Origin of the sequence: Corynebacterium tuberculostearicum (assembly GCF_032821615.1) — a bacterium.
In the GTDB taxonomy this organism is placed as follows: domain Bacteria; phylum Actinomycetota; class Actinomycetes; order Mycobacteriales; family Mycobacteriaceae; genus Corynebacterium; species Corynebacterium tuberculostearicum_H.
Genome location: NZ_JAVBIF010000002.1, coordinates 133,082 through 158,128, shown reverse-complemented (window position 1 = coordinate 158,128; position 25,047 = coordinate 133,082). Strand labels below are relative to the sequence as shown.

General features: G+C 61.1%; 19 protein-coding genes and 1 pseudogene. 9 read left to right on the top strand and 11 right to left on the bottom strand.

Features of this window, described 5'->3' with window-relative positions; all coding sequences use genetic code 11:
* Positions 1-393: 393 nt before the first annotated feature.
* From RAE09_RS11900 to RAE09_RS03560, 6 genes and pseudogenes are all read right to left on the bottom strand, one after another.
* Positions 394-672 carry a pentapeptide repeat-containing protein gene (locus RAE09_RS11900; RefSeq protein ID WP_367239367.1) on the bottom strand — a complete coding sequence of 93 codons (279 nt, stop codon included), beginning with the start codon at positions 670-672 and terminating at the stop codon, positions 394-396.
* A 482-nt stretch (positions 673-1,154) separates the two neighbouring features.
* Positions 1,155-1,676, bottom strand: a pseudogene (locus tag RAE09_RS03580) (IS6 family transposase); the annotation flags it as partial.
* A gap of 286 nt (positions 1,677-1,962) precedes the next feature.
* The gene (locus RAE09_RS03575; protein WP_005323072.1) at positions 1,963-2,337 is read right to left on the bottom strand and encodes a hypothetical protein; all 375 of its coding nucleotides are present in this window, start codon (positions 2,335-2,337) and stop codon (positions 1,963-1,965) included.
* 56 nt (positions 2,338-2,393) lie between these two features.
* A complete protein-coding gene (locus RAE09_RS03570) occupies positions 2,394-3,143 on the bottom strand; it encodes a succinate dehydrogenase/fumarate reductase iron-sulfur subunit (protein ID WP_005327185.1) in 750 nt (249 codons plus the stop codon).
* Positions 3,143-5,158, bottom strand: a complete 2,016-nt coding sequence (locus RAE09_RS03565) for a fumarate reductase/succinate dehydrogenase flavoprotein subunit (protein WP_239230185.1) — start codon at positions 5,156-5,158, stop codon at positions 3,143-3,145. Before RAE09_RS03565 ends, RAE09_RS03570 begins: the two co-directional genes overlap by 1 nt.
* Positions 5,159-5,173: 15 nt before the next feature.
* On the bottom strand, positions 5,174-5,929 hold the full coding sequence (locus RAE09_RS03560) for a succinate dehydrogenase cytochrome b subunit (RefSeq protein ID WP_316980967.1): 756 nt from the start codon (positions 5,927-5,929) through the stop codon (positions 5,174-5,176).
* 369 nt (positions 5,930-6,298) lie between these two features.
* Between RAE09_RS03560 and ramB the strand changes: the two genes are divergently transcribed.
* A complete protein-coding gene (gene ramB / locus RAE09_RS03555; RefSeq protein ID WP_316980966.1) occupies positions 6,299-7,708 on the top strand; it encodes an acetate metabolism transcriptional regulator RamB in 1,410 nt (469 codons plus the stop codon).
* A 128-nt stretch (positions 7,709-7,836) separates the two neighbouring features.
* Here the strand turns inward: ramB and lpdA are convergent, their stop codons facing one another.
* Positions 7,837-9,249 (bottom strand): dihydrolipoyl dehydrogenase, encoded by a 1,413-nt coding sequence (gene lpdA, locus RAE09_RS03550; RefSeq protein WP_005327177.1) that lies wholly within the window; start codon positions 9,247-9,249, stop codon positions 7,837-7,839.
* A 534-nt stretch (positions 9,250-9,783) separates the two neighbouring features.
* Between lpdA and RAE09_RS03545 the strand changes: the two genes are divergently transcribed.
* The 7 genes from RAE09_RS03545 (at position 9,784) to rfbA (ending at position 18,567) form a co-directional block, all read left to right on the top strand.
* Positions 9,784-11,178, top strand: a complete 1,395-nt coding sequence (locus tag RAE09_RS03545; protein ID WP_316980965.1) for an alpha/beta hydrolase — start codon at positions 9,784-9,786, stop codon at positions 11,176-11,178.
* A gap of 50 nt (positions 11,179-11,228) precedes the next feature.
* Entirely contained in the window at positions 11,229-12,308 is a 1,080-nt protein-coding gene (locus RAE09_RS03540; RefSeq protein WP_316980964.1) for an alpha/beta hydrolase, read from the top strand.
* Between the two features lie 45 nt (positions 12,309-12,353).
* The gene (locus RAE09_RS03535; protein WP_316980963.1) at positions 12,354-13,679 is read left to right on the top strand and encodes a M1 family metallopeptidase; all 1,326 of its coding nucleotides are present in this window, start codon (positions 12,354-12,356) and stop codon (positions 13,677-13,679) included.
* Positions 13,680-13,820: 141 nt separating this feature from the next.
* Entirely contained in the window at positions 13,821-15,353 is a 1,533-nt protein-coding gene (locus tag RAE09_RS03530) for an HNH endonuclease signature motif containing protein (RefSeq protein ID WP_316980962.1), read from the top strand.
* Between the two features lie 2 nt (positions 15,354-15,355).
* Positions 15,356-16,360 carry a dTDP-glucose 4,6-dehydratase gene (gene rfbB / locus RAE09_RS03525; RefSeq protein WP_316980961.1) on the top strand — a complete coding sequence of 335 codons (1,005 nt, stop codon included), beginning with the start codon at positions 15,356-15,358 and terminating at the stop codon, positions 16,358-16,360.
* 2 nt (positions 16,361-16,362) lie between these two features.
* A complete protein-coding gene (gene rfbD / locus RAE09_RS03520; RefSeq protein WP_316980960.1) occupies positions 16,363-17,718 on the top strand; it encodes a dTDP-4-dehydrorhamnose reductase in 1,356 nt (451 codons plus the stop codon).
* The gene (gene rfbA / locus RAE09_RS03515) at positions 17,719-18,567 is read left to right on the top strand and encodes a glucose-1-phosphate thymidylyltransferase RfbA (RefSeq protein WP_005323086.1); all 849 of its coding nucleotides are present in this window, start codon (positions 17,719-17,721) and stop codon (positions 18,565-18,567) included. It abuts the gene before it with no gap.
* A gap of 3 nt (positions 18,568-18,570) precedes the next feature.
* On the opposite strand, the gene RAE09_RS03510 is transcribed toward rfbA, so the two are convergent.
* From RAE09_RS03510 to RAE09_RS03500, 3 genes are read right to left on the bottom strand one after another with little or no spacing between them, the layout of a single operon-like run.
* Complete coding sequence (locus RAE09_RS03510; RefSeq protein WP_316980959.1) at positions 18,571-19,185, bottom strand: MBL fold metallo-hydrolase; 615 nt, start codon at positions 19,183-19,185, stop codon at positions 18,571-18,573.
* A complete protein-coding gene (locus tag RAE09_RS03505) occupies positions 19,185-20,270 on the bottom strand; it encodes an S-(hydroxymethyl)mycothiol dehydrogenase (RefSeq protein ID WP_316980958.1) in 1,086 nt (361 codons plus the stop codon). Before RAE09_RS03505 ends, RAE09_RS03510 begins: the two co-directional genes overlap by 1 nt.
* A gap of 52 nt (positions 20,271-20,322) precedes the next feature.
* Positions 20,323-21,138, bottom strand: coding sequence for a GDSL-type esterase/lipase family protein (locus tag RAE09_RS03500; protein WP_040424914.1), 816 nt, complete (start codon positions 21,136-21,138; stop codon positions 20,323-20,325).
* Between the two features lie 151 nt (positions 21,139-21,289).
* Between RAE09_RS03500 and RAE09_RS03495 the strand changes: the two genes are divergently transcribed.
* Positions 21,290-22,906 (top strand): AMP-binding protein, encoded by a 1,617-nt coding sequence (locus RAE09_RS03495; protein ID WP_316980957.1) that lies wholly within the window; start codon positions 21,290-21,292, stop codon positions 22,904-22,906.
* Here the strand turns inward: RAE09_RS03495 and nagE are convergent.
* Positions 22,903-25,047 (bottom strand): N-acetylglucosamine-specific PTS transporter subunit IIBC, encoded by a 2,145-nt coding sequence (nagE, locus tag RAE09_RS03490; protein ID WP_316980956.1) that lies wholly within the window; start codon positions 25,045-25,047, stop codon positions 22,903-22,905. The two genes, RAE09_RS03495 and nagE, sit on opposite strands and share 4 nt — an antisense overlap.

The following is a 25,047-nucleotide window of genomic DNA, read 5'->3' as shown; positions in this document are numbered from 1 at the left end:
ATCACGAAACGCGGTGACGTGTCCGAGCAGCAGAAGGCTATCCCCCTCGAAAGCGATTGTTGGATAGAGCCCAACCGTAGTGTCATAACCACATCCCCAATTCCAACTTTCCCGGAAGCAGCGTCAGAGGCTTTTAATGCCCAGAAGTACGCAAAGTAAAAATCCGCCCAGGTTCACCCAGAGACACGCATTATCATGTCGATTTGCCCCTTGCTTTCATCTTCTCTAGGGAAACCAGCAGCTAAAACCACAAAATCAGAACATATGCTTTAGCATATGTTCTGATTTATGGCGGGCTCGGCGAGTGCGCTGATTTACCCTCACCTTGCGTTGTTTACACGTTTTCAATGCTCATTATAAAGAAGGGTTCAAACGGAATTCGTGTAGGCGCAATCAAGGGCTATAAAATATCGCATTCCTTGCATCCAAACCTGTACATCCAGAGAATTGCCTTGGATTGGCGGTAACAGGTACTAGATATGCGTTAGTAAGATTAGCGCGCGTTAATGTCGCTCCACGAAGGTCTGACTCGCTAAGAATTGCGTTCGTAAAATCTGCGTCGGTGAAATCTGCCGATTTCAAGTTAGCCCATGCCACCATGGAGCCGCGGAACGAGCATCCTTTGCATATGCTTCCTTCGAGATTGATATCCGTCAGATCATAGTTGGACATATCTTTTCCGGAAATGTCTTTACCAGCGAGTCCCGTGACCCACGTTTGGGGCATTGCTCTATACATCTTTTACGTGGTCCGATCTGTTTCGATTGCGGAACTGGCCTATGGCCAACAATATAAATGCGTTTAAAAATACGTTTACTAGAGACAACAAATCGATGTAACCATGACCTAACCCTAGAAATCCTGATAGACCTAGGACAAACGCTAGACAGGTGCTTAAAGAGGCTGCAATAAAAACCCATTTAGCGGTGGTTGTTCTGTACCTGTATAACGCGCACCAAATAATTAGGGTGATTCCAATTAAAACAAGAACTTTGCTATTTTCCATGTCTACTCACGGTGAAAAGCGAAACTGTATTTCTTGTCTCTAGCATCGAGTTGCATACGGGGGTGCTGTTGCAAAGTTGGGTGGAGAACCGCGAACACTCCTTTCTTCGTCGCCTGGCCAGCATTATGGCCCAGCCTGCTTAGATATTCTGGAAGATGTTGTTGAGGTATTTCACCTGCCGGTGTTCCACTGTTGGCGGGCAGATTCCCTCTGACTTCAACTCGGCGATTGCCCTGGCTAGTGAGGGTGCTTTATCGGTGTTGATCACTCTGGGATACCCGGCTGACGCATTGGATCTGAGGGCCTTGGCCAGGAAACGCTTCGCTGCAGCCACGTTCCGCTTCGGAGAGAGGTAAAAGTCCAGGGTCTGACCACCGGCGGTGATCGCCCGATAGAGATAGCACCACCTGCCACCGACCCGGATATAGGTCTCATCCACCCGCCAGGAACTGGCCTGCCAATCAGGTACCTGCCGGTACCACCGTGTTTGCTTGTCCAGCTCAGGGGCGTATTTCTGGACCCAGCGGTAGATCGTGGTGTGATCGACCGGCACGCCCCGCTCGGTCATCATTTCCTCCAGATCGCGGTAGCTCACCCCGTAGCGGCAGTACCACCGCACTGCCCACAGAATGATGTCACGGGGGAAATGACGACCGGAGAAGATACCCATGGCTGTGATTATTTCACGTCGCTCTTCCTACTGCCCCAACTTTGCAACAGCACCCACTGATCCGCCTTCGTTCAACTACGAACGCGGGGAGCACCTCTCGATCGCGATCTGGGGGGGCGTTGAAGCAACGGTATGGAGGGAGGCGTCGGCAAGCGCTGCTTAAAGCAACGCTATGCTGGCGTCTTCTTGGGTCTTTGGCGGAGGATATGTAACAACCCCCGCCTCCCTGCATGGCGTGCATGCTGTGGGGAGCGGGGGTTGTTGGTGCTTGGCTTAAGAGCGAATACTAGTTAGCGCGGCCGGTTTCCTTGCGGTACTTGCGGTAGTAGCGGCGGCCGTAGTGGACGGTGCCGAATGCGGCGATTGCCACAGCCACCAGAGCGATAATGCCGATGATGATGGTCAGGGAGTAGTTGCCCTCACCGGCAGTGCCGATGGGGTTGTCCCACACGCCAAGGCCCCAGATGAGGATGCCGGCGGCCGGGAGGCAAGACAGGATTAGACCCATGCCCACCCAGGTGGAGGTGCGCAGAAGGGAAGAGTGAGGAGCACCGAAGGATACTGGATCGTAGCCCTCAATGTAGGTGTCCTGAATCTTGCCGGAGAACTCCGGGTAGGTCTCGCTGGCGTAGTCAGCGACTGCGTGGGTGTTATCGCTCATGGCGGAGTCTTTCTGTCTTTCTCTCGTTCCTAGTATTCCTACGGAATAACCTTAGCTTAGTCGTCCTTGCCACGGAAAGCAGCACGTGCACGTTCGCGGGTAACCGCAGAAACTGCGGTCAGCGGAACGCCGGCCGGACAAACATCAGCGCACTCACCGTAGAGGGAGCAGTGGCCGAAGTTGGCCTCCAGGTCGTCGACCATGTTGCGGGCACGGCGGCCACGCTCTTCCTTGCCCAGCGGCATGAGGGAGAGGTGCACCAGCTTTGCGCCGGTAAACAGGTGAGCCGCACCGTTCGGGCAGGCAGCGACGCAGGCACCGCAGCCGATGCAGGCAGCGTGGTCCAGCGAGTACTCGGAGGTCTCATGGTTGATGTGCATGGTATCCGCATCCGGGGCGGTGCCAGCATCCATGGAAACGTAGCCACCCTGCTCCATCACGTGATCCAGTGCCGCACGGTCCACGATCATGTCCTTAATGACCGGGTAGGCAGCGGAACGGAAGGGCTCCAGCTTGATGGTCTGGCCATCAGTGAAGTTGAACAGGCGCTGCTGGCAGGCCGGGGTGTTTTGACCAGGGCCGTGTGGACGGCCGTTGACGGTCAGACCACAGGTACCACAGATGCCCTCACGGCAGTCAGAGGCGAAGGCGAAGGGCTCTTCGCCGCGCTCAATGTAGCCCTCGTTGACGTGGTCCAGCAGCTCCAGGATGGACATCTGCTCAGAGGCGTCATCCACCTGGACGGTCTCGAAGTGGCCTTCTTGGGTCGGTCCGGCTTGACGCCAGATCTCAAGTGTCAGTTTCATTACTTGTAGTTCCTTGTCATCAGCGGGATCGAATCAAAGTACAGCGGCTCGGCGTGGCGGATGAACTCGTTCTTATTTGCGCCCGGCTCCCATGCGGAAACGAAGCACCAGTTCTCATCGTCGCGTTCTGCCTCGCCGTCCTCGGTGAGGTGGTCCTCGCGGAAGTGAGCACCACAGGACTCATCGCGGTCCAGAGCGTCAACACACATGAGCTCGCCCAAGTCCAGGTAGTCGGCAACGCGCAGGCCGTACTCCAGCACCTGGTTCATGTCGTTGGACTCACCCGGAATGCGGACGTTAGCCCAGAAGTCCTCGCGCAGCTCGCGGATCTTGGTGATCGCGGTCTTGAGGTCCTCGACGTTACGGGAGACGCCGCAGCCGTGGTAGAGGATATCGCCCAGCTGGCGGTGGTAGTAGGACGGACCGTGCGGGTTCTCACCGCGCACGCCCATGAGGCGGTCGATGCGCTCCTGGGACTGTGCCAGGGTTGCCTGTGCCTCTGGGGAATCCTCGGCCAGCTTCTCCTCGTTGAGGTGGTCGGCCAAGTAGTTCGGGATGGTAAACGGCAAGGTGAACCAGCCATCGACGGAAGCCGAAAGCAGGGAGTTAGCACCCAGGCGGTTAGCACCGTGGTAGGTCCAGGAGCACTCACCGGCGGCAAAGAGGCCGTCGATAGAGGTCATCTCGTTGAAGTCGGTCCACAGGCCACCCATGGTGAAGTGGCAGGTCGGGGCGATGCGCATCGGGGTCTCATAAGCAGACTCGCCGATGGCTTCTTCGTACATCTCGATGAGGTTGGAGTAGCGCTCGCGGATCTTGTCCTTGCCCAGGCGCTCGATGGCGTCGCGGAAGTCCAGGTACACCGAGTTATGCAGCGGGCCAACGCCCAGGCCGGCGTTGATCTGCTGGGAGATGGCACGGGAAGCAACGTCGCGCGGAACCAGGTTGCCGAATGCCGGGTAGCGGCGTTCCAAGAAGTAGTCGCGCTCTTCTTCCGGAATGGTATTCGGGTCGCGGTCGTCGCCCTCCTTCTTCGGGGACCAAATGCGGCCGTCGTTACGCAGGGACTCCGACATCAGGATGGTCTTGGACTGCCAATCGGAGTTGACCGGCAGGCCCGTCGGGTGGAACTGCACGAAGGCCGGGGAAGCCAGGTAAGCACCGCTGTCGTACGCACGCATCATGGCGCTGGCATTGGAGTTCTTTGCCAGGGTGGACATGTGGTAGACGTTGCCGTAGCCGCCGGTACCCAGCACAACTGCGTGGCCGGTGAAGGCCTTGAGCTCACCGGTAATCAGGTTGCGGGTAACGATGCCGCCGGCACGCTTCTTACCGTTGTCGTTGTAGACGATGATGTCCTGCAGGTCGTTGTGAGCGAAGAGCTCCACGTTGCCCAGGCCGATCTGGCGGTACAGCGCCGAAGTGGTGGACAGCTGCAGCTGCTGACCTGTTTGGCCACGGGTGTAGTAGGTACGGGAGACCTGCACGCCACCGAAGGAACGGGTAGCCAGGGTGCCGCCGTACTCGCGAGCGAATGGGGCGCCGATGGCGTTCATGTGGTCGATGACGCGGACGGACTCGTTTGCCAGGCGCCAGCAGTCGGACTCGCGGCAGCGGTAGTCGCCGCCCTTCACGGTGTCCTTGGTGTGGCGGTAGGCGGAGTCATTGTCCACCTTCTTGGCACGGGAGGCGTTGACGCCACCCTGCGCGGCAATGGAGTGCGCGCGGCGCGGGGAATCGTGGTAGGTGAATACCTTTACCTTGTAGCCCAGCTCGCCCAGTGCGGCCGCAGCGGAACCAGCGGACAGGCCGGTACCAACCACGAGAACCTCAAACTTGCGGCGGTTCAGCGGGGAGACCAGCTGCATGTGGTCCTTTTGGTGGGACCACATATCCTTCATCGGCACGCCGTGCGGCTCGTGGGATTCCAGGATGTTGCCGGCAGATACGCCCGGAACGATGGACTGTGGGTGCGAGAACTTAGGGTGCTCGCGCTTGAGTTCAGTATTAGTCATGGGTTTCTAACTCCTTTAGCTGACCAAGCCCAGGGCAACGGACAAAGGCATAACGATGTTGCCGATGCAGACAACGGCCGGGATGACGTACGCCAGGATCAGGAAGGTCTGACGCCACTTCGCACCGGTGATACCCAGGTCAGAGGCGGCAAGGCGAATGCCGTGGGTGAGGTGCAGGAACAGGAAGCACATGGCAATCACGTACACGATGGTGACCGGCCAGCGGCTGAAGGTAGCAATCATGTTGGCCTTCACCGCACCCTCTGCGAAGTCACCTGGGGCGATGGGCTGCACGCCCATGGTCAGGTCCAGCAGGTGGAAGATGATGAACAGCAGCAAAACCAGGCCGGAGACCAGCATGGTCTTGGTGGCGAAGGAATCTAGGCCACCCATAAGGTTGCTGCGGCTGAACTTGCCGCGGGAAGCCTTGGAGCGGGCAGTCAAAGCGATCGCACCGTAGATATGGGCAAGGATGGCAACCAGCAGGACGGCGCGGATGATCCACAATGCGCCCTCGTGCGGGAACAGTGGCTCGCCCATGGAGCGCAGGAATGCGCCGTATTCATCCAGCGCCTCTTCGCCGCCGTGCGCCGGCAAGTACAACTTCAGGTTGCCGGCCATGTGGCCAACAACGAAGAGGGCGAAAAGCAGGCCAGTGACGGCCATGATGAGCTTCAGAACCCAGGAGGGCACTCCCGGCTTCTGGCGGATTGGTTCGTTAGTGATGTGGCCGTGAGCTACTGCCTCACGGTCCGGATTTCTTAAAGTCATGACACCTCCATTGTCGCCCTCACTTTAACTGGGCTTAACCGCTGGTTACTAGTCAATTCCTGCAGCGTTTCACCTAACGGTACGGCGGTACGGTTAAAGTCAGAATTCTTTTAGGTAAGGGTTGCCTTAGAAGGCTCGGGGCAAAACGTCACTACCTTGGCTGCTCGGAATTCCGCAATATTGACGTTGCGTAATTCCCTCCGCAGTTGTGAACTTGGTCACCCGGTGTTACTAGAGTGACCGCCTTACCCCTTTATGTGTCAAACTTTCGCATGAAACCCACATGTAGCCCACAGGCGGGTGAACATTCTTCACAAGATCTTTGCGATTAAGGTGCACACCCGCAGGCCAGCCAGTAACCTTGCCGGCATGAGTAAGACGTATGTGGGATCTCGCCTTCGCCAGCTTCGCCGTGAGCGCGATCTCAGTCAGGCCTCCCTTGCTGCGACGCTGGGGCTCTCCGCCAGCTACGTCAATCAGATCGAGCACGACGTTCGGCCACTTACCGTTCCGGTCCTCCTTCGCATCACCGAGGTCTTCGGAGTTGACGCCACCTTCTTCTCCCGCGACGATGACTCGCGCCTCCTCGCGGAGATCCAGGACGTCATCCAAGACAAGGAGCTCTGCCCCTCCCCCGTCGAGCTGCAGGAGCTCTCCGAGCTGGTCTATAACCACCCCACCGTCGCCCGCACGCTGGTGGATGTCCACCGCCGCTACCGCAATGTGCGCGATAAGCTCTCACTCGCCACCGATACCCGCCGCACCACCGAGGCCACCCAGGCACTGTCCATGCCACACGATGAGGTGCGCGATTTCTTCTATGCCCGCCAAAACTACTTGGACAACCTGGACCACCATGCAGAGCAGCTTGCCGACGCCCTCTCGGTCACCCACTTCGGCATCCGCGACACCGAACACGCCCTGGCCCAACGCCTGCGCGATCGGCACAACGTAGATATCCACATCACTTCCCAGATGGATGGCACGCTGCACAGCTTCGACCGCGAGACCGGCGAGTTCCGGCTCGCGTCGCGCCTGAGCGAAGGCCAGCGCGCCTTCCGCATGGCCGCGGAGCTGGGCTTCCTCGAGGCCGGGGACGATATCGCCTCCCTAGTGGAGGAGGAGCCGTTTACCTCGGATGCTTCGCGCAACCTCGCGCAGCGCGGCTTGGCCAGCTACTTCGCCGCCGCCACCGTAATGCCCTATGCACTGATGCATTCCGAAGCCGAGCGCTCTGGCTACGACGTGGAATACCTCTGCCAGGTCTTCGGCGTGGGCTATGAATCCGTGGCCTCCCGCCTGTCCACCCTGCAGCGCGATAACCTCCGCGGCATTCCTTTTACCTTCGTCCGTGTCGACCGCGCCGGAAACATGTCCAAGCGCCAATCCGCCACCGGCGTGCACTTTTCCAATAATGGCGGCACCTGCCCACTGTGGAATGTTTACGAGACCTTCACCCAGCCGGGCATCATTTCCCGCCAGTTGGCCCAAATGCCCGATGGCCGCAATTACCTGTGGATTTCCCGCGCGGTACAGCACCACCAGGGGCGTTTTGGCGATACCAATAAGCTCTTCGCCATCGGCCTAGGCTGCGAGGCCCGCCACGCCGACCGCACCGTCTACGCCGAGGGCCTCGATCTCACCGATCTCTCCACCGCCACCCCCATCGGCTCCGGCTGCCGCACGTGCCCGCGCGAGAACTGCGCGCAGCGCGCCTTTCCACCCATCAACGAGGTCATCAACGTCGATGCCCACCGCTCCGCCGTGGCACCGTACTAACGCGCTGCCACCCAGGTGGAATGCACATAAAAAAGCGGCACCGCGGTCCGCCTCCCTCCGACGAGGGGGGCGAACGGTGCGGTGCCGCTGGCGTCGCACTCAAAGGCGACGTCGGCAAACAGCCCTGCTTAGAGGTTAATCATGTGGCCGCCGATACCCTCGGCTGCTTCCTTCATGGCCTCAGAGAGGGTCGGGTGGGTGTGAACGTTGCGTCCGATTTCCTCAGCGGTGAGGTCGAAGCGCTGCGCCAGGGTCAGCTCCGGCAGCAGCTCGGATACGTTGGAGCCCACCATGTGGCCGCCGATGAGCTCGCCGTACTCGCCGTCCGCGATGAGCTTGACAAAGCCCGCGGTCTCATTGAGGCCGGCAGCCTTGCCGTTAGCGGAGAACGGGAAGGTAGCGACCTTAATGTCGCGGTCAGCGAACTTCTCCTTGGCGGCCTCTTCGGTGTAGCCGAAGGAAGCGACCTGCGGGTTGCAGAAGGTAGCGCGCGGCATGTTCATGTAGTCGCCCAAAAGCTGGGTCTCCACGCCGGCGATGGTCTCTGCGGCGACAACGCCCTGGGCCTCAGCAACGTGGGCGAGCTGCAGCTTCGCGGTAACGTCACCGATGGCATAGATGTGGTCCACGTTGGTGCGCATAGTGTCATCGATGGCGATGGCGCCGCGCTCGGTGAGCTCAACGCCGGTGTTCTCCAAGCCGAAGCCCTCGGTGCGCGGGGCGAAGCCGATGGAGATCATGGCACGGTCCACGGTGAGGGTGTCCTGCTTGGAGCCGTCCTTAGACTCGACCTCAACGGTGACATTGTCGCCGTTGTCCTTGACGGAGGTGGTCTTGTAACCGGTCAGCAGCTTAACGCCGAGCTTCTTGTACTCCTTGGCAATGGCCTTGGAGACGTCCTTGTCCTCGTTCGGCAGGACGCGGTCCATGAACTCCACGATGGTGACGTCCACGCCATAGTTGGACAGAACATAAGCGAATTCCATGCCGATGGCGCCGGCGCCGACGATGACCATGGACTTCGGGGCCTCATCGTTGAGGATCTGCTCCTCGTAGGAGACGATGTTGCCGCCGAGTTCTACGCCCGGCAGGGACTTGACCACGGAGCCGGTAGCGATGATGCAGTCATCGAAGGTGACGGTCTTGCCCTTGTCATCACCATCGGTGATTTCGATGGTCTTATCGTCCTTGAAGGAGCCAAGGCCGTTGATCTCGGTGATCTTGTTCTTCTTCATCAGGTAATGGACACCCTTGACGATGCCCGCGGAAACCTTGCGGGAACGCTTGTGGGCAACACCGAAGTCGAAGGAGACATCGCCGGAAATGCCGAAGTCCTTGGCCTCATGGTTGAAGGTGTGGGCAACCTCAGCGTTCTTCAGCAGCGCCTTGGAAGGGATGCAGCCTACGTTGAGGCAGACACCGCCCCAGTACTGCTTCTCGATTACGGCAACTTTCTTACCAAGCTGAGCTGCACGGATGGCGGCCACGTAGCCGCCAGGGCCCGCGCCGAGTACTACTACGTCATAATGTTCATTAGTCACGCCCTTTAGGATACGTAACTTTCCCCTCCATGTCGCGCATTGGGTCACACTCTTGTGCCCGAGTACCCCACGCTTCGGGGGTAAAACACGCAAAGGCCCTGCACGGTGGCGTCGGCAAGCGCGCGACGCCCCCACGCAGGGCTATGGAATCGGTGTTTTAGAACAGGCCGAGAGCCAGTGCAGCGGTGGAGGACATGGAAGAACCGGTATGCAGGAACTGGCCCAGAACTTCGTTGATGGCCACGAGGATGGAATCGAAAACGTTCATTATGCTTCTTTCTGTGTTTTTACTTGCCTAGAGCGAGGGATGGGTCCGCGGTTGGGGACCGCATTATTCACACGTTTAGTACTAGCGGAGATTGTAGCGCCACCGTTACATACGCGCCGCGTTCAGAATTATGGCACACAAACCACATGCGTCACAGGTTTTGCTACATTAAAAGGGCTATAAAGGCATAGAGTCTTGCTAACACTCCCGCTATGCGGAACGATACCTACTGAGAAGATTCTCTTAATTCGAGGAAGCTAAAAAATATGCATACTTTGCGCTCTATCGGCTCCAGCGTCGCAGGCATCGCCATCGCGGCAGGAGTCCTCTCCGCCCCTATCGCCTCCGCCGTCGAGCCGGCCGAGATCCAGGGCGACGCCACCCCGTCCACCATTCGCGAGGTTAACCTCACCGACTCGGCGGATGCGGAAAACATCAACTACGCCATCACCACCGAAGGTGAAAACCGCGTGGTGGATATTGCCAAGCTGAAAGATAAGGACAAGTGGAAGGGCTATGCCTTCGGCCACAAGAGCGGCCAGGGCAAGCACTACGGCAACCACGTTAAGGCCCTGACCGCCACCTCCGCCGCCATGGGCGGCCGCGAGGTTCCGCTGGCGGTCATCACCCCGGACGGCAACTTTGATAAGAAGCGCCCCACCCTGTACCTGCTCAACGGCGCCGGCGGTGCCGAGCAGGGCATGGACTGGCTGACCGCCACCGCCAACCACGACATCGACCCTAAGGCCGAGGGCATGCAGGACATGGTGGACTTCTACACGTCCAAGGACGTCAACGTGGTCATCCCGCAGGCCGGCGCCTTCTCCTACTACACCGACTGGGTATCCTCCCCGAATAGCGGCTATCTCAAGGGCCCGCAGAAGTGGGAAACCTTCCTCACCAAGGAGCTGCCGGGCGCATTGGAAGACCACATCGGCGGCAATGGCAAGCGCGCGATTGCCGGCATGTCCATGTCCGCTACCTCCTCTCTACTACTGGCGGAGCACAACCCGGGCTTCTACAACGCCGTGGGCTCCTTCTCTGGCTGCGCTTCCACCTCTCGCCCGCTGCCGCGCCTGTACACCCAGCTGACTGTCAACCGCGGCGGTGGCTCGGCCGATCAGATGTGGGGCGCTATGGGCAGCGAGTACAACGTGTACAACGATGCCTTGGTGAACGCTAATCCGAATAACCTGGGCAAGTCCGAGACTTATGTTTCGGTCAACTCCGGCCTGGGCGGCGCCAACGACTGGGGTGTTCCGGGCTCTTCCACCCTCATCGTTGAGGGCGGCGTCATCGAGGCCGCGATGAACTCCTGCACCCATGACCTCAAGGCCAAGATGGACTCCCAGGGCATGAAGGCGGACTGGAACTTCCGCAATACCGGCACCCACTCCTGGCCGGGCTGGCGCAATGATCTCTTCACCTCCTGGGCCACCTTCGAGCGTGGCTTTGCTAAGGACGCCGCAGAAGCACCGGCCGAGCCGGAGGTAAAGCCCAACGAGCTTTCCATCGATGCGCCGCAGGCCGAGGAAGATGCGCAGGTTAAGGACGCCCCGAGCGCCGCTGACCAGTCCCCGGACAAGGACTTTGTCGAGGGCAAGGGCGCAGAGGGTGCAGAGGCTGCTGGAGCCGCAGAGGCTGCCGGCGCCGCGGAATAAGTAGCGCAGAAGTATAATCAGCGAGTTCATAACTACAGGAAAGAAGCACTATGAAGCGTCTTAGCTCCATCCTTGCCGCCACCGCCGTGTGTGCAGGCTTGGCTTGCGCCCCGCTAGCGGGCGCCGCACAGCTCACCCCGCAGCAGGTAGCGGGCAACGCCGCCCAGTCCACCCTGGCCCCACTAGAGGTCACCCCGGAGCTGGAGCAGCTGACCTGGTACCAGAAGTACAAGGACGATCCGCGCGTCGAAAAGCTGCAGGCCACCTCCCCTGCCATGAACGGCCGCAAGATTCCGCTGGCCGTCATTCGCGCGACGGACGAGAACCGCCCGACCATCTACCTGCTCAACGGTGCAGGCGGCGCGGAGCAGGACATGGACTGGCTGAAGCTTTCTGACGCCGTCGATTTCTACCACTCCAAGAACGTCAACGTGGTTATCCCGCAGGCCGGTGCTTTCTCCTACTACACCGACTGGGTATCCGAGCCGAACTCTAAGTACCTCAAGGGCCCGCAGAAGTGGGAAACCTTCCTTACCAAGGAACTGCCGGGCGCCATCGAGGGCCACATCAAGGCCGATAACCACCGCGCTATTGCGGGCATGTCCATGTCCGCCACCTCCTCCCTGCTGCTGGCGGAGCACAACCAGGGCTTCTACGACGCCGTCGGTTCCTACGCCGGCTGCGCAGCCACCGCTTACCCGGTAGAGCACAAGGCCGTTGAGCTCACCGTTAACCGCGGCGGCGCTACCGCGGAGCAGATGTGGGGCCCGTTCGGCTCCGCCACGAACCGCTATAACGACGCAATGATGAACCATGAGAAGCTGCGTGGCACGGAGCTGTACATCTCTTCCGGTTCCGGGTTGGCCGGAGAAACCGATACGTATTCTTACTATACGAATCAGGGAGCTAACCCTGCTGCCGCTGCTGTGGGCTCCGCTCGGCTGCAGGTCGAAGGTGGCGCCATCGAGGCTGGCGTGAACTACTGCACCCACAACTTCAAGGCCAAGCTGGACCAGGCTGGCATCCCGGCAACCTACAACTTCCGCAATACCGGCACCCACTCCTGGCCGCACTGGATTGCGGACCTCAAGGATTCTTGGCCGGTCTTCGAGCGCGCTTTCAATAAATAAGCTCGTTTCTTTCCGCGGCTAAAAGGGCGGTAGGCTTGCAGCATTATGAAGTTGCTTCCTACCGCCCTTTCGCGTGCCCACACTGATCCTTATACCGGCGTGGATTTTAACCTCGGCTTTGAGGTTTCCCACTACACGCTGGATCTGACCTACCGCGTGGAGCCCAACCTGCTCCACGGCGAGGCTACTTTGGCCATCCGAACCGATGAAGATCTGGCGTCCCTGACCCTGGATCTGGGCGGGGCGATGGTGGCTCGGCGCGTGACCGCAAAGGGTGCGCCGCGGGTGGCTAAATTCCGCCAGTCCTCCGGCAAGCTGCGCCTGCGCTTTGCTGAGGAGATTGCCGCTGGTACGGAGTTTGAGCTGGTCATTCGCTATGGCGGCAGCCCGCGGCCGATCCGCACCACCTGGGGCGAGATTGGCTGGGAAGAAACCGAGTCCGGTTCGCTGGTGGCCAGCCAGCCCAATGGCGCGCCGAGCTGGTTCCCCTGCGACGATACGCCTTCTGCCAAGGCGCTTTATGACATCATCATTACGGCCGATGATCCCTTTATCGTGGTATCTAATGGTGACCTTGTCTCCCGCCGGGCGGGCGGTTCCACCACGCGCTGGCACTACCGCACCCGCGAGCCCATGGCCACCTATCTGGCGACGGTGCAGGTAGGAGAGTTCTCTACTTTTGATTTGGGGCCTTCCACGCGTGCTTGGGCGCCGGCCGCGCTGCGCGAGCGCGTGCTGAATGAATTTGCCCAGCAGCAGGAAATGGTGGACTTCTTCTCTTCCCTCTATGGCCCGTATCCATTTGCGGATTATCAGGTGGTCATCACGGAAGATGAGCTGGAGATTCCACTGGAGGCGCAGGGCCTCTCCATCTTTGGCTCCAATCATATTAAGGGCGATCATGCCTTTGAGCGTCTTATTGCGCATGAGCTTTCCCACCAGTGGTTTGGCAATTCCGTGGGCCTGGGCGAGTGGAAGGATATCTGGCTCAACGAGGGCTTTGCCTGCTACAGCGAGTGGCTATGGGGCGAGCACAAGGGCGAGACCACCGCGCGCGAGGCGGCACGTTCCCACTACAACGTCCTGGGACGCAAGGCGCAGAACCTCACCGTTTCCGATCCGGGTGCGCGCGATATGTTCGATGACCGCGTGTATAAGCGCGGCGCCTTGACCGTGCACGCCATTCACCGCTTGCTTGGCGACGCCTTCTTTACCACCCTCCGCAGCTACCTCACCGAACACCAACACTCGGTAGTAGAGCCTTCCATGCTGCTGGATGACTTCCGCGCCGCCGCTCCTGACGCCGCGCTTTTCGACGCCACCGTAGACGCCTGGCTTAACCAGAAGGCCCTTCCTCCCTTCCCGAATTAGTGGTTTTGGCCCCGCTTTGCGGGGTTTTGACTGCGTTTGTTTGGGGAATGTCTAATCTATTGACCAATCCCTTCTTTCCTGTTGACGGGGTGTTTTATCTGGGTAAGATAGAACATGTAAACGAAAAGGAAGGGAGGGATCATGCATACCACCAAGCACGCGGAGATAGACTCCGCCATCGCACAGGTTGCCACTGGGCTGACCCAGCTGCGCAGCCTCATGCAGGATCCTTCCGATCTGTCCTTCGAGCTTCTTCATTCGCATTTCGAACACTTGGAGCGGGCGCTAGGCAATAAGTCCACCATCGACGCCGCCTTCGCTTTCATCGCGGAGCGGGATGACGCCGGCCGCCGCGTTGGTTCTTCCAAGGCCAAGGACTACCTGACCACGCGTCTAGGCCTTACCGATGCCGAGGCCGCCGCCCGTCTCCGCAATGGACGCAACCTCTTCGCACCCATCCCCGATCCGGAGCCGGCTCCCCCTGCGGACCCCGATGCCGACGAAGCCGCACGCGCCCAAGCCGAAGAAGAAGCTCGCCGCCGCGCTGACCGCGAGCGCCGCGAGGAAGAGAAGCGCCGCAAGAAGCTCTTTGAGGAAGAGCCTATCCCCGAGCGCATCCTTAACCTCATCGAAAACGAGCTGCGCAGCCTCAGCAAGTACGCCATCCCCGGCCCGAGCGAACTGCGCAATCAGGCTCTCGAGCAGGCCAAGCGTCGTTCCTTCGATTCCCTGCGCGAGTGGCTGCGCAAGGCCATCCGCAAAGCGAATAAGCACGCTCTCAACCCTGCCGGCGAGCCCGATCCGCACGCCGCTACCCGCAAACGCCGCTTTAGCATCTCCCGCCAAGATGCTGACGGCGGCGTGCACATCTCCGGCTACCTCGATGCCTCCGCAGCCGCCATCCTCGCCAGCGCCTTCGCGCCCGCAAAGAATAAGGGCAGCGCGGACCTCAGCCCCGAGGACGATACCCGCACCTATGCCCAACGCATGGCGGACCATTTGACCGCTGCGCTATCGAACTATCTGTCCGCCACCCAAAAGAACTCCGACGGTCTCGGCTCCTTCTTCGTCGCCACCACCTTGGAAGAGCTGGAAGCGATGGGCGGAGATACCCGCTTCGCCACCAGCACCGGCATCGAGCTCACCCCGCTCGACCTCCTCCGCCTCGGCGGCGCGCGGCACGATTTCTTCTGCGCTGTGGACGACAAGGGCTTCCCCCTCGAGCTTGGCCGCACCAAGCGCACCGCGTCCCTCTGGCAGAAGCTCGCTCTCGCAGCCTCCGAACTCGTCTGCACGCACCCAGAATGCAACCGCCCGTGGCAGGACTGCGACGTCCACCACCTCCAGGCCTGGTCTCACGGTGGCGCCACCGACCTCAAAAACCTCACTCTGTTGTGCCGCCGGCACCACGTGGACAATAACGATTACCGCGATGGCCGCAACGGAATGGGACACGCCGAACGAGACCCCAACACCGGCCGGGTAGGATACCGAGCTGCCCACACCAACGGCTTATCGCCCACCGTGGAGGTCAACGACCACCCCGCCGCGGAACAAGCCCCGGCCCGCAGGCTCACTGATCCGCCTTCGCCACCGCCGTCGCCCCCCGGGCGCGGCCTGACCGGGGCCCGCGGCCTGCCACAGCCGCGCGCCCGACTGCCCTACACTGGATAACCATGCAAACGATGCTCGTCACTGGCGGCGCCGGTTTTATCGGCGCCAATTTCGTGCGCCTAATATGCCAGGCGCGCCCCGATACCCGCGTTACGGTGCTCGATAAACTCACCTACGCCGGAAACCGCGCCAACCTCGCCGGCCTCGATATTGACCTCGTGGAGGGGGATATCGCCGATCCCGCCACCGTAGAACCGCTCGTCGCCGCTGCCGATGTAGTGGTTCATTTTGCCGCCGAGTCCCATAACGATAATTCTTTGCGCGACCCCTCGCCCTTCATCCACACGAACCTCGTAGGCACCTTCACCCTTCTGGAGGCCTGCCGGAAGCACGATACCCGCCTCCATCATGTCTCCACTGACGAGGTTTTCGGCGACCTGGAAATCGGGGCAGACACCAAGTTTACTGAGGACACCGCCTACGCTCCCTCCAGCCCGTACTCAGCCACCAAGGCGGGGTCTGACCACCTCGTGCGAGCATGGGTGCGTTCCTTCGGGCTGCGCGCGACCATCTCGAACTGCTCCAATAATTACGGGCCTTACCAGCACATCGAGAAGTTCATTCCCCGCCAGATCACCAATATCTTCTCCGGTCACACGCCAAAGCTCTATGGCACGGGCGAGCAGGTGCGCGATTGGATCCACGTCGATGATCACAACGAAGCGGTGCTCGCCATCCTCGAGCGAGGCCGCATCGGCGAGACCTACAATATCGGCGCGGACCAGGAAGATATTAATAATAAGCAGGTCATTGAGCTGATCTGCGAAATCATGGGCCACACCCGCAATGGGCGCGCGCTCTATGAGCACGTGGCGGACCGCCCCGGCCACGACCAACGTTATGCCATGGACGCCGCCAAGCTGCGTCGCGAGCTGGGATGGACCCCGCGGTTCACGGATATCCGCGCCGGTCTCGAAGACACCATCGCGTGGTATCGCGATAACGAAGGCTGGTGGAAGCCCGAGAAAGAAAACGTGGAAGCCCGCTACAAGCAGCAAGGACAGTAGATATGCGTATTACCGAAACCGCCATCCCGGGGCTGCTCATCATCGACCTCGACGTGCACGGCGATAACCGCGGCTGGTTCAAGGAGAATTGGCAACGCGAAAAATTCACCGGCCTCGCGCCAGAGCTCGCGAGCTTCCAGCCGGTGCAGAACAATATCTCTTTCAACCACGCCGGTGCTACGCGCGGCCTGCACGCTGAGCCGTGGGACAAGCTCGTCTCGGTGGCGCAGGGAAAAATCTTCGGCGCGTGGTGCGATTTACGCGAGGGTTCGGAGAGCTTTGGCAAGGTCGTTACCCACGAGGTGGGGCCGGAGACTGCGGTGTTTGTCCCGCGGGGCGTCGCCAATGGCTTTCAGGCACTGGAGGAAACCTCCTACTGCTACCTGGTGAATGAGCACTGGTCGGCCGAGGCTCGCTATGCCGCGGTGAACCTCAACATCGTCGACTGGCCGCTGGAGCCCACCGAGATTTCGGAGAAGGACACGCAGCACCCCGCTCTTGAAGACGTGAGCCCGATGCCCGCCCGGCGCATCCTCGTCACGGGCGCGAACGGGCAGCTGGGGCGGGCGCTCAAACGCCTGCTTGCCGACGCCGAATTGTGCACCCACGCCGACTTCGACATCACCGACCCACCAGAGCGGAATTGGAAGCAGTACTCCGCCATCATCAATTGCGCGGCGTATAACGACGTCAACGGTGCCGAAAACGACCGCGCCGCCGCCTGGGCCGTCAATGCGGAAGCGCCCGCACGGCTGGCGCGCATCGCCGCGGAGAACCAACTCACGCTGGTGCATGTGTCGAGCGACTACATCTTCGACGGCACTAACGAGGTCCACACCGAGGAGGAGCTGCCGTCGCCGCTGAGTGCGTATGGGGCGTCAAAAGCCGCGGGCGATACCGCCGCGCAGACCGCGCCGCAGCACTACGTCATCCGTACTTCCTGGGTCTTTGGCGATGGCGAGAATTTCATGTCCACCATGCGCCGGCTGGCCAATAAGGGCGTGGAGCCGAAGGTCATCCATGACCAGCGCGGGCGGCCCACGTTTGCTGAGGACTTGGCCAAGGGCATCGTCCACCTGCTCAATTCCGACGCGGACTACGGCGTGTATAACCTCTCCAACTCGGGCGATACCGTGGGCCGCGATGAGATTGCCATGGCCGTGTTCATCGGGCTCGGCCACGACCCGGCCGAGGTCACTCCGGTAAGCACCGAGCAGTACCGCGAAATCGCGGGCCCCGAGGCGCCGCGCCCCAAGGAGTCGACGCTTGCGCTAGATAAAATCGAGGCTACAGGCTTCAAGCCGCAGAATTGGCGCGCGGCCCTTGCCCTGTACTTGGCGCTGTACCCGGAGGATTAAATGAAAGGCATCATCCTGGCCGGCGGTTCCGGCACGCGGCTCTACCCGATTACCAAGGGCATCTCGAAGCAGCTCATGCCCATTTATGACAAGCCGATGATTTATTACCCGCTGACCACGCTCATTCAAGCGGGTATTCGGGAAATCCTTATCATTACCACCCCAGAGGATGCGGGCGCCTTCCAGCGCCTCTTTGGCGATGGATCGCAGCTCGGACTCATGATCGATTATGCGGTCCAACCGCGGCCGGAGGGGCTCGCGCAGGCCTTCTTGATTGGCGAGGAGTTTATTGGAGACGACAGCGTCGCGCTGGTGCTCGGCGATAATATCTTCCACGGCTTCGGCGGCGAGCTCGCCCACTGCCAAGATCCGGAGGGCGGCATCATCTTCGCCTACGAGGTCTCGGATCCACAGCGCTATGGTGTCGTGGAATTCGACGCCGCAGGCCATGCGCTCAGCATCGAGGAAAAGCCGGAAGTGCCGCGGTCGAACCACGCGGTGGTGGGCTTGTACTTTTATGACAACTCCGTCGTGGAGATAGCCAAGGGCATCGAACCCAGCGGCCGCGGTGAACTGGAGATCACGGCGGTAAACGAGGAGTACCTGCGCCGCGGCGAGCTCAATGTCCAGCGCCTGCACCGCGGCAGCGTGTGGCTCGATACGGGAACGGTGGACTCGATGAGCGAGGCCTCCGCCTACGTCGAGGTGATGCAAAAACGCACCGGCATCGTTATCGGCTCACCAGAAGTGGCCGCCTTCGACGCCGGCTTCATCGACCGCGCCCAGCTAGAAAAACTCGCCGAGCCGTTACTCAAGTCCGGCTACGGCGAGTACCTGAGGGCGTACTAGAGGCTAGTAGCCGCGCTCGATGTATTCGTCGATGCGCGCAGCCTCCGCGCCCACCGTGGTGGCATCGCCATGCCCTGGCAGGACCTTGGTGTCCTCCGGCAGGGTGAAGACGACGTTCTTCAGCGACTCGATGATCACATCGAAGTCGGAGTACTTGCGGCCGGTGGCGCCGGGGCCGCCGTTGAAGAGCGTATCGCCCGACAGCAGCGTCTCGCCCACATGCAGCACCACGCAGCCCGGCGAGTGTCCCGGGGTGTGGTAGACCGTAATCTTCTCGCCGCCAATATCGAACTGACCGCGGTCCGCCAATGGCGTGTGCGGAGCATCGCCATTGGACTCCTGCCACAGCATGTCATCGTCTGGGTGCAGGTAGACCTCGGTATCGAAGCGCTTGGCGGCCTCGGGAGCGAGCTCGCAGTGGTCGTTGTGCGCGTGGGTGAGCAAAATGCCTTCCACGCGGCGGTCACCAACGAGCTCTGCTACCGCATCGAGATCGTGGGAGGGATCCACCACGTACACGCTGGAGTCATCGCCCACGACGTAGACGTTATTGTCCACGTCCCACTCGCCGCCGTCGAGGCGGAACTTGCCAGAAGTAACCGTGCTATCGATACGCATTAGAACTCCACCACCGAACGCAGAACCTTGCCGGACTTCATGGTGGCGAAGGCCTGCTCGACGTCGTCAAGCGCAATGTACTCGGTGACGAACTTGTCCAGCGGGAAGTTGCCGGCCTTGGACAGCGCTACGTAAGCGGGGAAATCGCGCTCCGGCAGGCAATCGCCGTACCACGCAGGCTTGATGGAACCACCGCGGCCGTAGAGGTCGATGGCCGGAATGTCCACGTGGTCGGTGAGGTTCGGCACGCCCACCATGACCATGCGGCCGGCGTGGTCGCGAGAGTAGAAGGCCTGGCGCCAGGTGGGCTGGATGCCCACGGCGTCGATGGAGACATCGGTGCCGAAGCCGCCGGTGAGCTCGCGGACGGCGTCGATGACTTCCTGTTCCGAGAGGTCCTTGGAGCAGATGGTGTCGGTCGCGCCGAATTCGCGGGCGGTCTCCAGCTTGGACTCGTCGATATCCACGGCAATGATCTTCGCCGCGCTCGCCAGCTTGGCGCCCGCAATGGCTGCCATGCCGACGCCGCCGCAGCCGAAGACAGCGACGGACTCGCCGAGCTGGATATCGCCGGTATTCACGGCCGCGCCGAGGCCCGCCATGATGCCGCAGCCCAACAAGCCTGCAGCGGCTGGGTCAGTGTCTTCCACCTTGGTGCACTGGCCCTCGTGGACCAGGGTCTTTTCCGCGAAGGAACCGATGCCCAGCGCAGGAGTGAGCTCGGTGCCGTCCTCGAGGGTCATCTTCTTCGAGGCGTTGTGGGTATTGAAGCAGTACTTTGGCTCGCCCTTCTTGCAAGCGCGGCACTCGCCGCATACGGCGCGCCAATTCAAAATGACGAAGTCGCCCTCCTCCACGTGGGTGACCGCAGAACCTACGGTCTCCACCACGCCTGCGGCCTCGTGGCCGAGCAGGAACGGGAAGGCGTCTTCAATATCGCCATCGCGGTAAGCAAGGTCGGTGTGGCATACGCCGCAGGCCTGCACGCGCACGATGACGTCGTTAGGGCCGGGGTCGGGGACAACAATATTGACGGTTTCGACTTCCGCGCCCTTGGAGCGGGCAATAACAGCTTTTACAGTCATGCGCCCGAGCGTACCAGTATTTTCAAAATCGGCGCATTATTGAAAATTCTTTTTAAGAGCGGGCAATGACGTTGGCCGCATGCTCGTGGCCGCGCTGGTTCATGTGGATGGGAAGGTTGCCATCGCCAGCGCTAAAGTCCACCAGACCAGCCCACATGCGCTGATTTGCATCGGCACACATGCCGTTATTGCGGGTGGAAGGTTTCATATCCAAGAACTGCACGCCGGTGCGCGCCGCCAGATCCACTTGCATCCACTGTGCCTTATTCTCAAAGTCCTGAATACCCGGCAGGAACGTGGAATCAGCCGGGCGCGGGCCGAAGTGGAAGAGGCAGTAATAAGGGCCGGTGCCGATGGTGGGGTATCCCACGATCTGAACGCGAGCGTTCGGGGCCGCGCGCTTGATGCGCTCGATCTGCGGGGCGGTGCGGTCCGCGAACTGCTTGCGAATCTGCGGCAGGCTCATATCGCGGTGGTTGTAAGTGTCATTAAAGCCAGTGGTGATAACCACGCGGTTAGTGGCTGGGCTCAGCGCGCCGGTACGGATGGCCGCATCCACCTGCTGAGAAACCTGCGGACCCTTGGACATGGACACGGCACCGGAGCAGGAGAAATCCCGCACCGGAAGGCGCAGCTTGGCGCCGGCGCGCTTGGCGTAGTTATTGGAGGTAGGGCAATCAACGCCCACACCCTTAGAGGGATCGAAACGGTGAGCAAAGTAGGAGCCGGCGTCTGGATCCGCAAGGACGGAATCGCCGAAGGCTACCAGGTTGCGCTCCGCGGCGGTGGCCTGCGGCGCGACCGCCACGCCTACGACGGCCAGCGCGGAAGCCACCACGGAGAGGACTTTGAGCTGCAGAGATTTCATGAGATCCTTTTCTAGAAACACCAGTAACTTCTGGTAACTGTAGTCACTTCTGTAACATATTTCGAGTTGGCGGCAACACCGCGCGCCTCTCTCACGATATCGTCCATGGTTACCTTTTTGTTATCTTCGCTTATTTGGAGCTACCCCAACCGTGAATTTTTCTGATTTCACATTCCACGCAGCAGCCCTCGGCCGGTTCGTGCCGGCGCTTTATAACGCCGGACTCATCAGCCACCAAGGCGGCGCGAAGGCCCAGCTCAGTTTGCTACCTAACCTGGCCCGCTACCGCTTCACCACCGCACGTGAAATTGAGCAGGGCTACCTCACCTGCCCAGAGCGCCTAGCGCTTATCGACGACGACGGCACCCTCACCTACCGCCAGCTGCGCACCCACACGCAGGGCTTCGCTCGCTACCTCCGCTCGCTGGACCTACCCGAGATTCGCCTCGGCGTCATGGCGCGCAACGGCCGCGGCATCATCATCCCGCTCGGCGCCAAGGGATATGTGGGCGCTTCTATTTACCTGCTCAACGTGGGCTCCTCCCCGGAGCAGCTGGCCGGCTGCATTGAGGAAAACGGCATCAATGTGCTCGTCGTGGATGATGAATTCATCGACCGCGTGGACACCGATATCCCGGTCATCATCGCGCACGATACCGGGGCAAGCGAGCTGCCGAAATTGGACAAGATTGTGAAGAATCCACCGGCCGTGGAGCTGCCGCGCTTCCCCAAGCACGGCCCGATTGTGCTCATGTCCTCCGGCACCACCGGCATTCCGAAGGGCATTGTGCGGCCGGAGCCGACCCTGCCGGTGGTGCTGGCCTCCATCGTGGATACGATTCCGTGGCGCGCCGACCAGCGCCTGCAGCTCACTGCCTCCATTTTTCACACCTGGGGCTGGGCCTGCATCAATATCGCGCTGGGCCTGCGCAATACCATCGTCACCCGCCGCGTATTCGACGCGGAGCAGGTGCTTGACGATGCCCAGCGCTACCGCCTCGATGGCATGATCTCCTCCCCCATCTTCTTTAAGCGCTTGGTGGAGCAGGACCCAACCGGTGAGTTCGATGCCTCGAGCCTGAAATTCATCGCCTCGGCCGGCAATGCGCTAACCCCGGAGGTGGTCAAGGAGACCAATGCGCGCTTCGGCGCCATCCTCTGCAACGTGTACGGTTCCACCGAGCTCGCGCTCGCGACGACCGCCACCATGGACCAGGTGGCCGCCAACCCCACCATCGCCGGACGCGTAGCCTCCGGCACGAAGCTGCGCATCCTCGATAAGGAAGGCCACCCGGTGCCGCGCGGCGAGGTGGGCGAGATTTACCTGACCAACTCCACCGCCATGACCGGATATACCAATCCCAACCTGCGCCTCAATAAGATCGACGGGCTCATCTCCATCGGTGACCTGGGCTATATCGACGAGCATGATTTCTTGCACGTGGTCGGCCGCGCCGATGACATGATCATCGTCGGCGGCGAAAACGTCCACCCACAGTCCGTCACCGAGATCCTCGAGGCCATGCCCGGCATCCACGAGGTTCATGCTGGCGGCGTAGAGGATAACGAGACCTTCCAGCGCATCGCCGTGTGGGCGGTGCCTACTGCCGACGCCGCAGGAAAGGCCCTTACCGCCGACGCCATCCGCGAGTGGGTCCGCACCAAGCTTGCCGATCACTCCGTGCCGCGCGATGTACACTTCATGGACAAGCTCCCGCGCAACGCCACGGGCAAGGTGGTGCCGCGCCTGCTGCGCGGCAACAGCTAGCTGCGCTCGACGGTGGCCGCGACCTGGCCCAGCTCGGTACGGCCCTCGCGCGCTACCTCCACTGCGCGCACCTGCTTCGCGGTGGGGCACACGACCGGAGTAATGAGGTTCGCGCCGCGCTCGCGCAGCGCCTTTGCGTCCACCCCGATAATCGGCGTGCCGGCACGCACGGCATCGCCCTTCTTCGCCAGCGCCGTAAATCCCTCACCCTGGAACTCCACCGTGTCGATGCCGATGTGAATCAGCAGGTCCAGGCCGTCGCGCGTCTTCATGCCGAAGGCGTGGCGGGTCTTGAAGATCATCGTGATGGTGCCGTCTACCGGGGCGCAGACGTCGAAAGCATCGACGGCATCAGGCATCACGGCGAAGCCTTCGCCCACCATGCCCTGCGCAAAGGACGCATCCGGGACCTGGGAGAGCTCGACGACGTCTCCGGCGAACGGGACACGCACGTCAACGTCCGTCTCACCGCTGACACTCTGAGCGGACGCGGCACCGGCGCTGGCCGGCACGCTGGCTGCGACCCCCGCGGCTCCAGCCGCGCTCGCTGCACCAGTCGTGGCCAGGGCCGGGGAGCCGTGGCGCAGCTGGTGGCTGACCTCGTCATACATGAATTGCACGGCCGGGCCCACGATGACCTGGACACTCTTCTCCGAGGGGTGGATAACACCGGAGACGGCGGCGCGTTTGATCAGGGCGTCGCGAACAAGCGCGCGCTCTTTCACCCCCACGCGCAGGCGCGTGGTGCAGTAGTCCAGTGAGTCAATGTTGTCCTTGCCGCCGAGACCCTCGATGATGCGCGCGGCATCACGAGCAGTCTTGTCATCGCCGGCGGCGGAATCCTCCATGGGGTCAACTACCGCATCGTCCTCACCACGGCCCGGGGTCTTGAGGTTGAGCCAGCCGATGAGGAAGTAGAAGATGACGAAGTATAGGGCGAAGAAGCCCACACCCATAACCAGCAGCATATACCACTTATTAGCCAGCGGGTTCTGGGAGGAGAGCAGCATGTCCACGAAACCGGCAGAGAAGCCGAAGCCGGCAGTCCACTCCATGGCGGAAGCGATGAAGACGGACAGGCCCATAAGCAGCGCGTGCACCACGTAGAGCAGCGGGGCGACGAACATGAAGGAGAACTCCAGCGGCTCGGTCACGCCGGTGAAGAAGGAGGCCAAAGCACCTGCGGCCATGAGCGAGCCGACGACCTTGCGCTTGTTTTCATCCGCGCGCAGGTACATGGCAAGGGCCGCTCCCGGCAGGCCGAACATCATGACTGGGAAGAAGCCCGCCTGGTAGCGGCCGACGACGCCGTCGACTGTGCACTGACCGTTGGCCCACATACCCGGGCAATCAGCGGCGGAGGTGGCGGCCGCGGCTGCCTCGATGGTCTTCTGGCCGGCCTGGAAGTTGCCGATGTCATTGATACCGATGACATCGAACCAGAAGACGGAGTTCAGAGCATGGTGCAGGCCGGTCGGGATGAGCAGGCGGTTGGCCACGCCGTAGATGCCGGCGCCCGCCGCGCCCAATCCCTGGATGGAGGTGCCGAAGTTAAAGAGCGCGTTGTAGATGAACGGCCACACGAAGTAGAGGATGCCGGAAATCACCATAGCGATGACGGCGGTAAGAATCGGCACGAGGCGTCGTCCTGAGAAGAAGGCCAAAAAGTCCGGCAGCTTGGTGCCGTGGAAGCGGTTATATACCCAGGCCGCCATGACGCCGGCGAGGATGCCGAAGAGGACGTTGCCGCCGCCCACGGCATTCCAGCCCTCCGAGGCCCATTCCAGGGCCTCATCGCCGGTCAGCGCGGTGGGGTCTTCGATGCCGCGGTAGCCGGCCACGGCCTCCGGGCCGAGCAATTTCATAAACGTGGCGAAGGCCAGGAAACCAGAGAGTGCCGCGGCACCGTTGGAATCCTTGGCCAGACCGAAGGCAATGGCGATGGCGAAGATCCAGCCCAGGTTGGACAGCACCGCGTCGCCAGAGCTGATCAGTAGCTGGGCGGCGAGGTTATCCGGGCCAGCCGCGCTGGAGATCCAGTATCCAACACCACTGAGGATCGCCGCGACGGGCAGCACCGCCACAGCGCCCATGAGGGCTTTTCCGAGCCGCTGCAGCGGCCCCATGACATCGACTTTCAT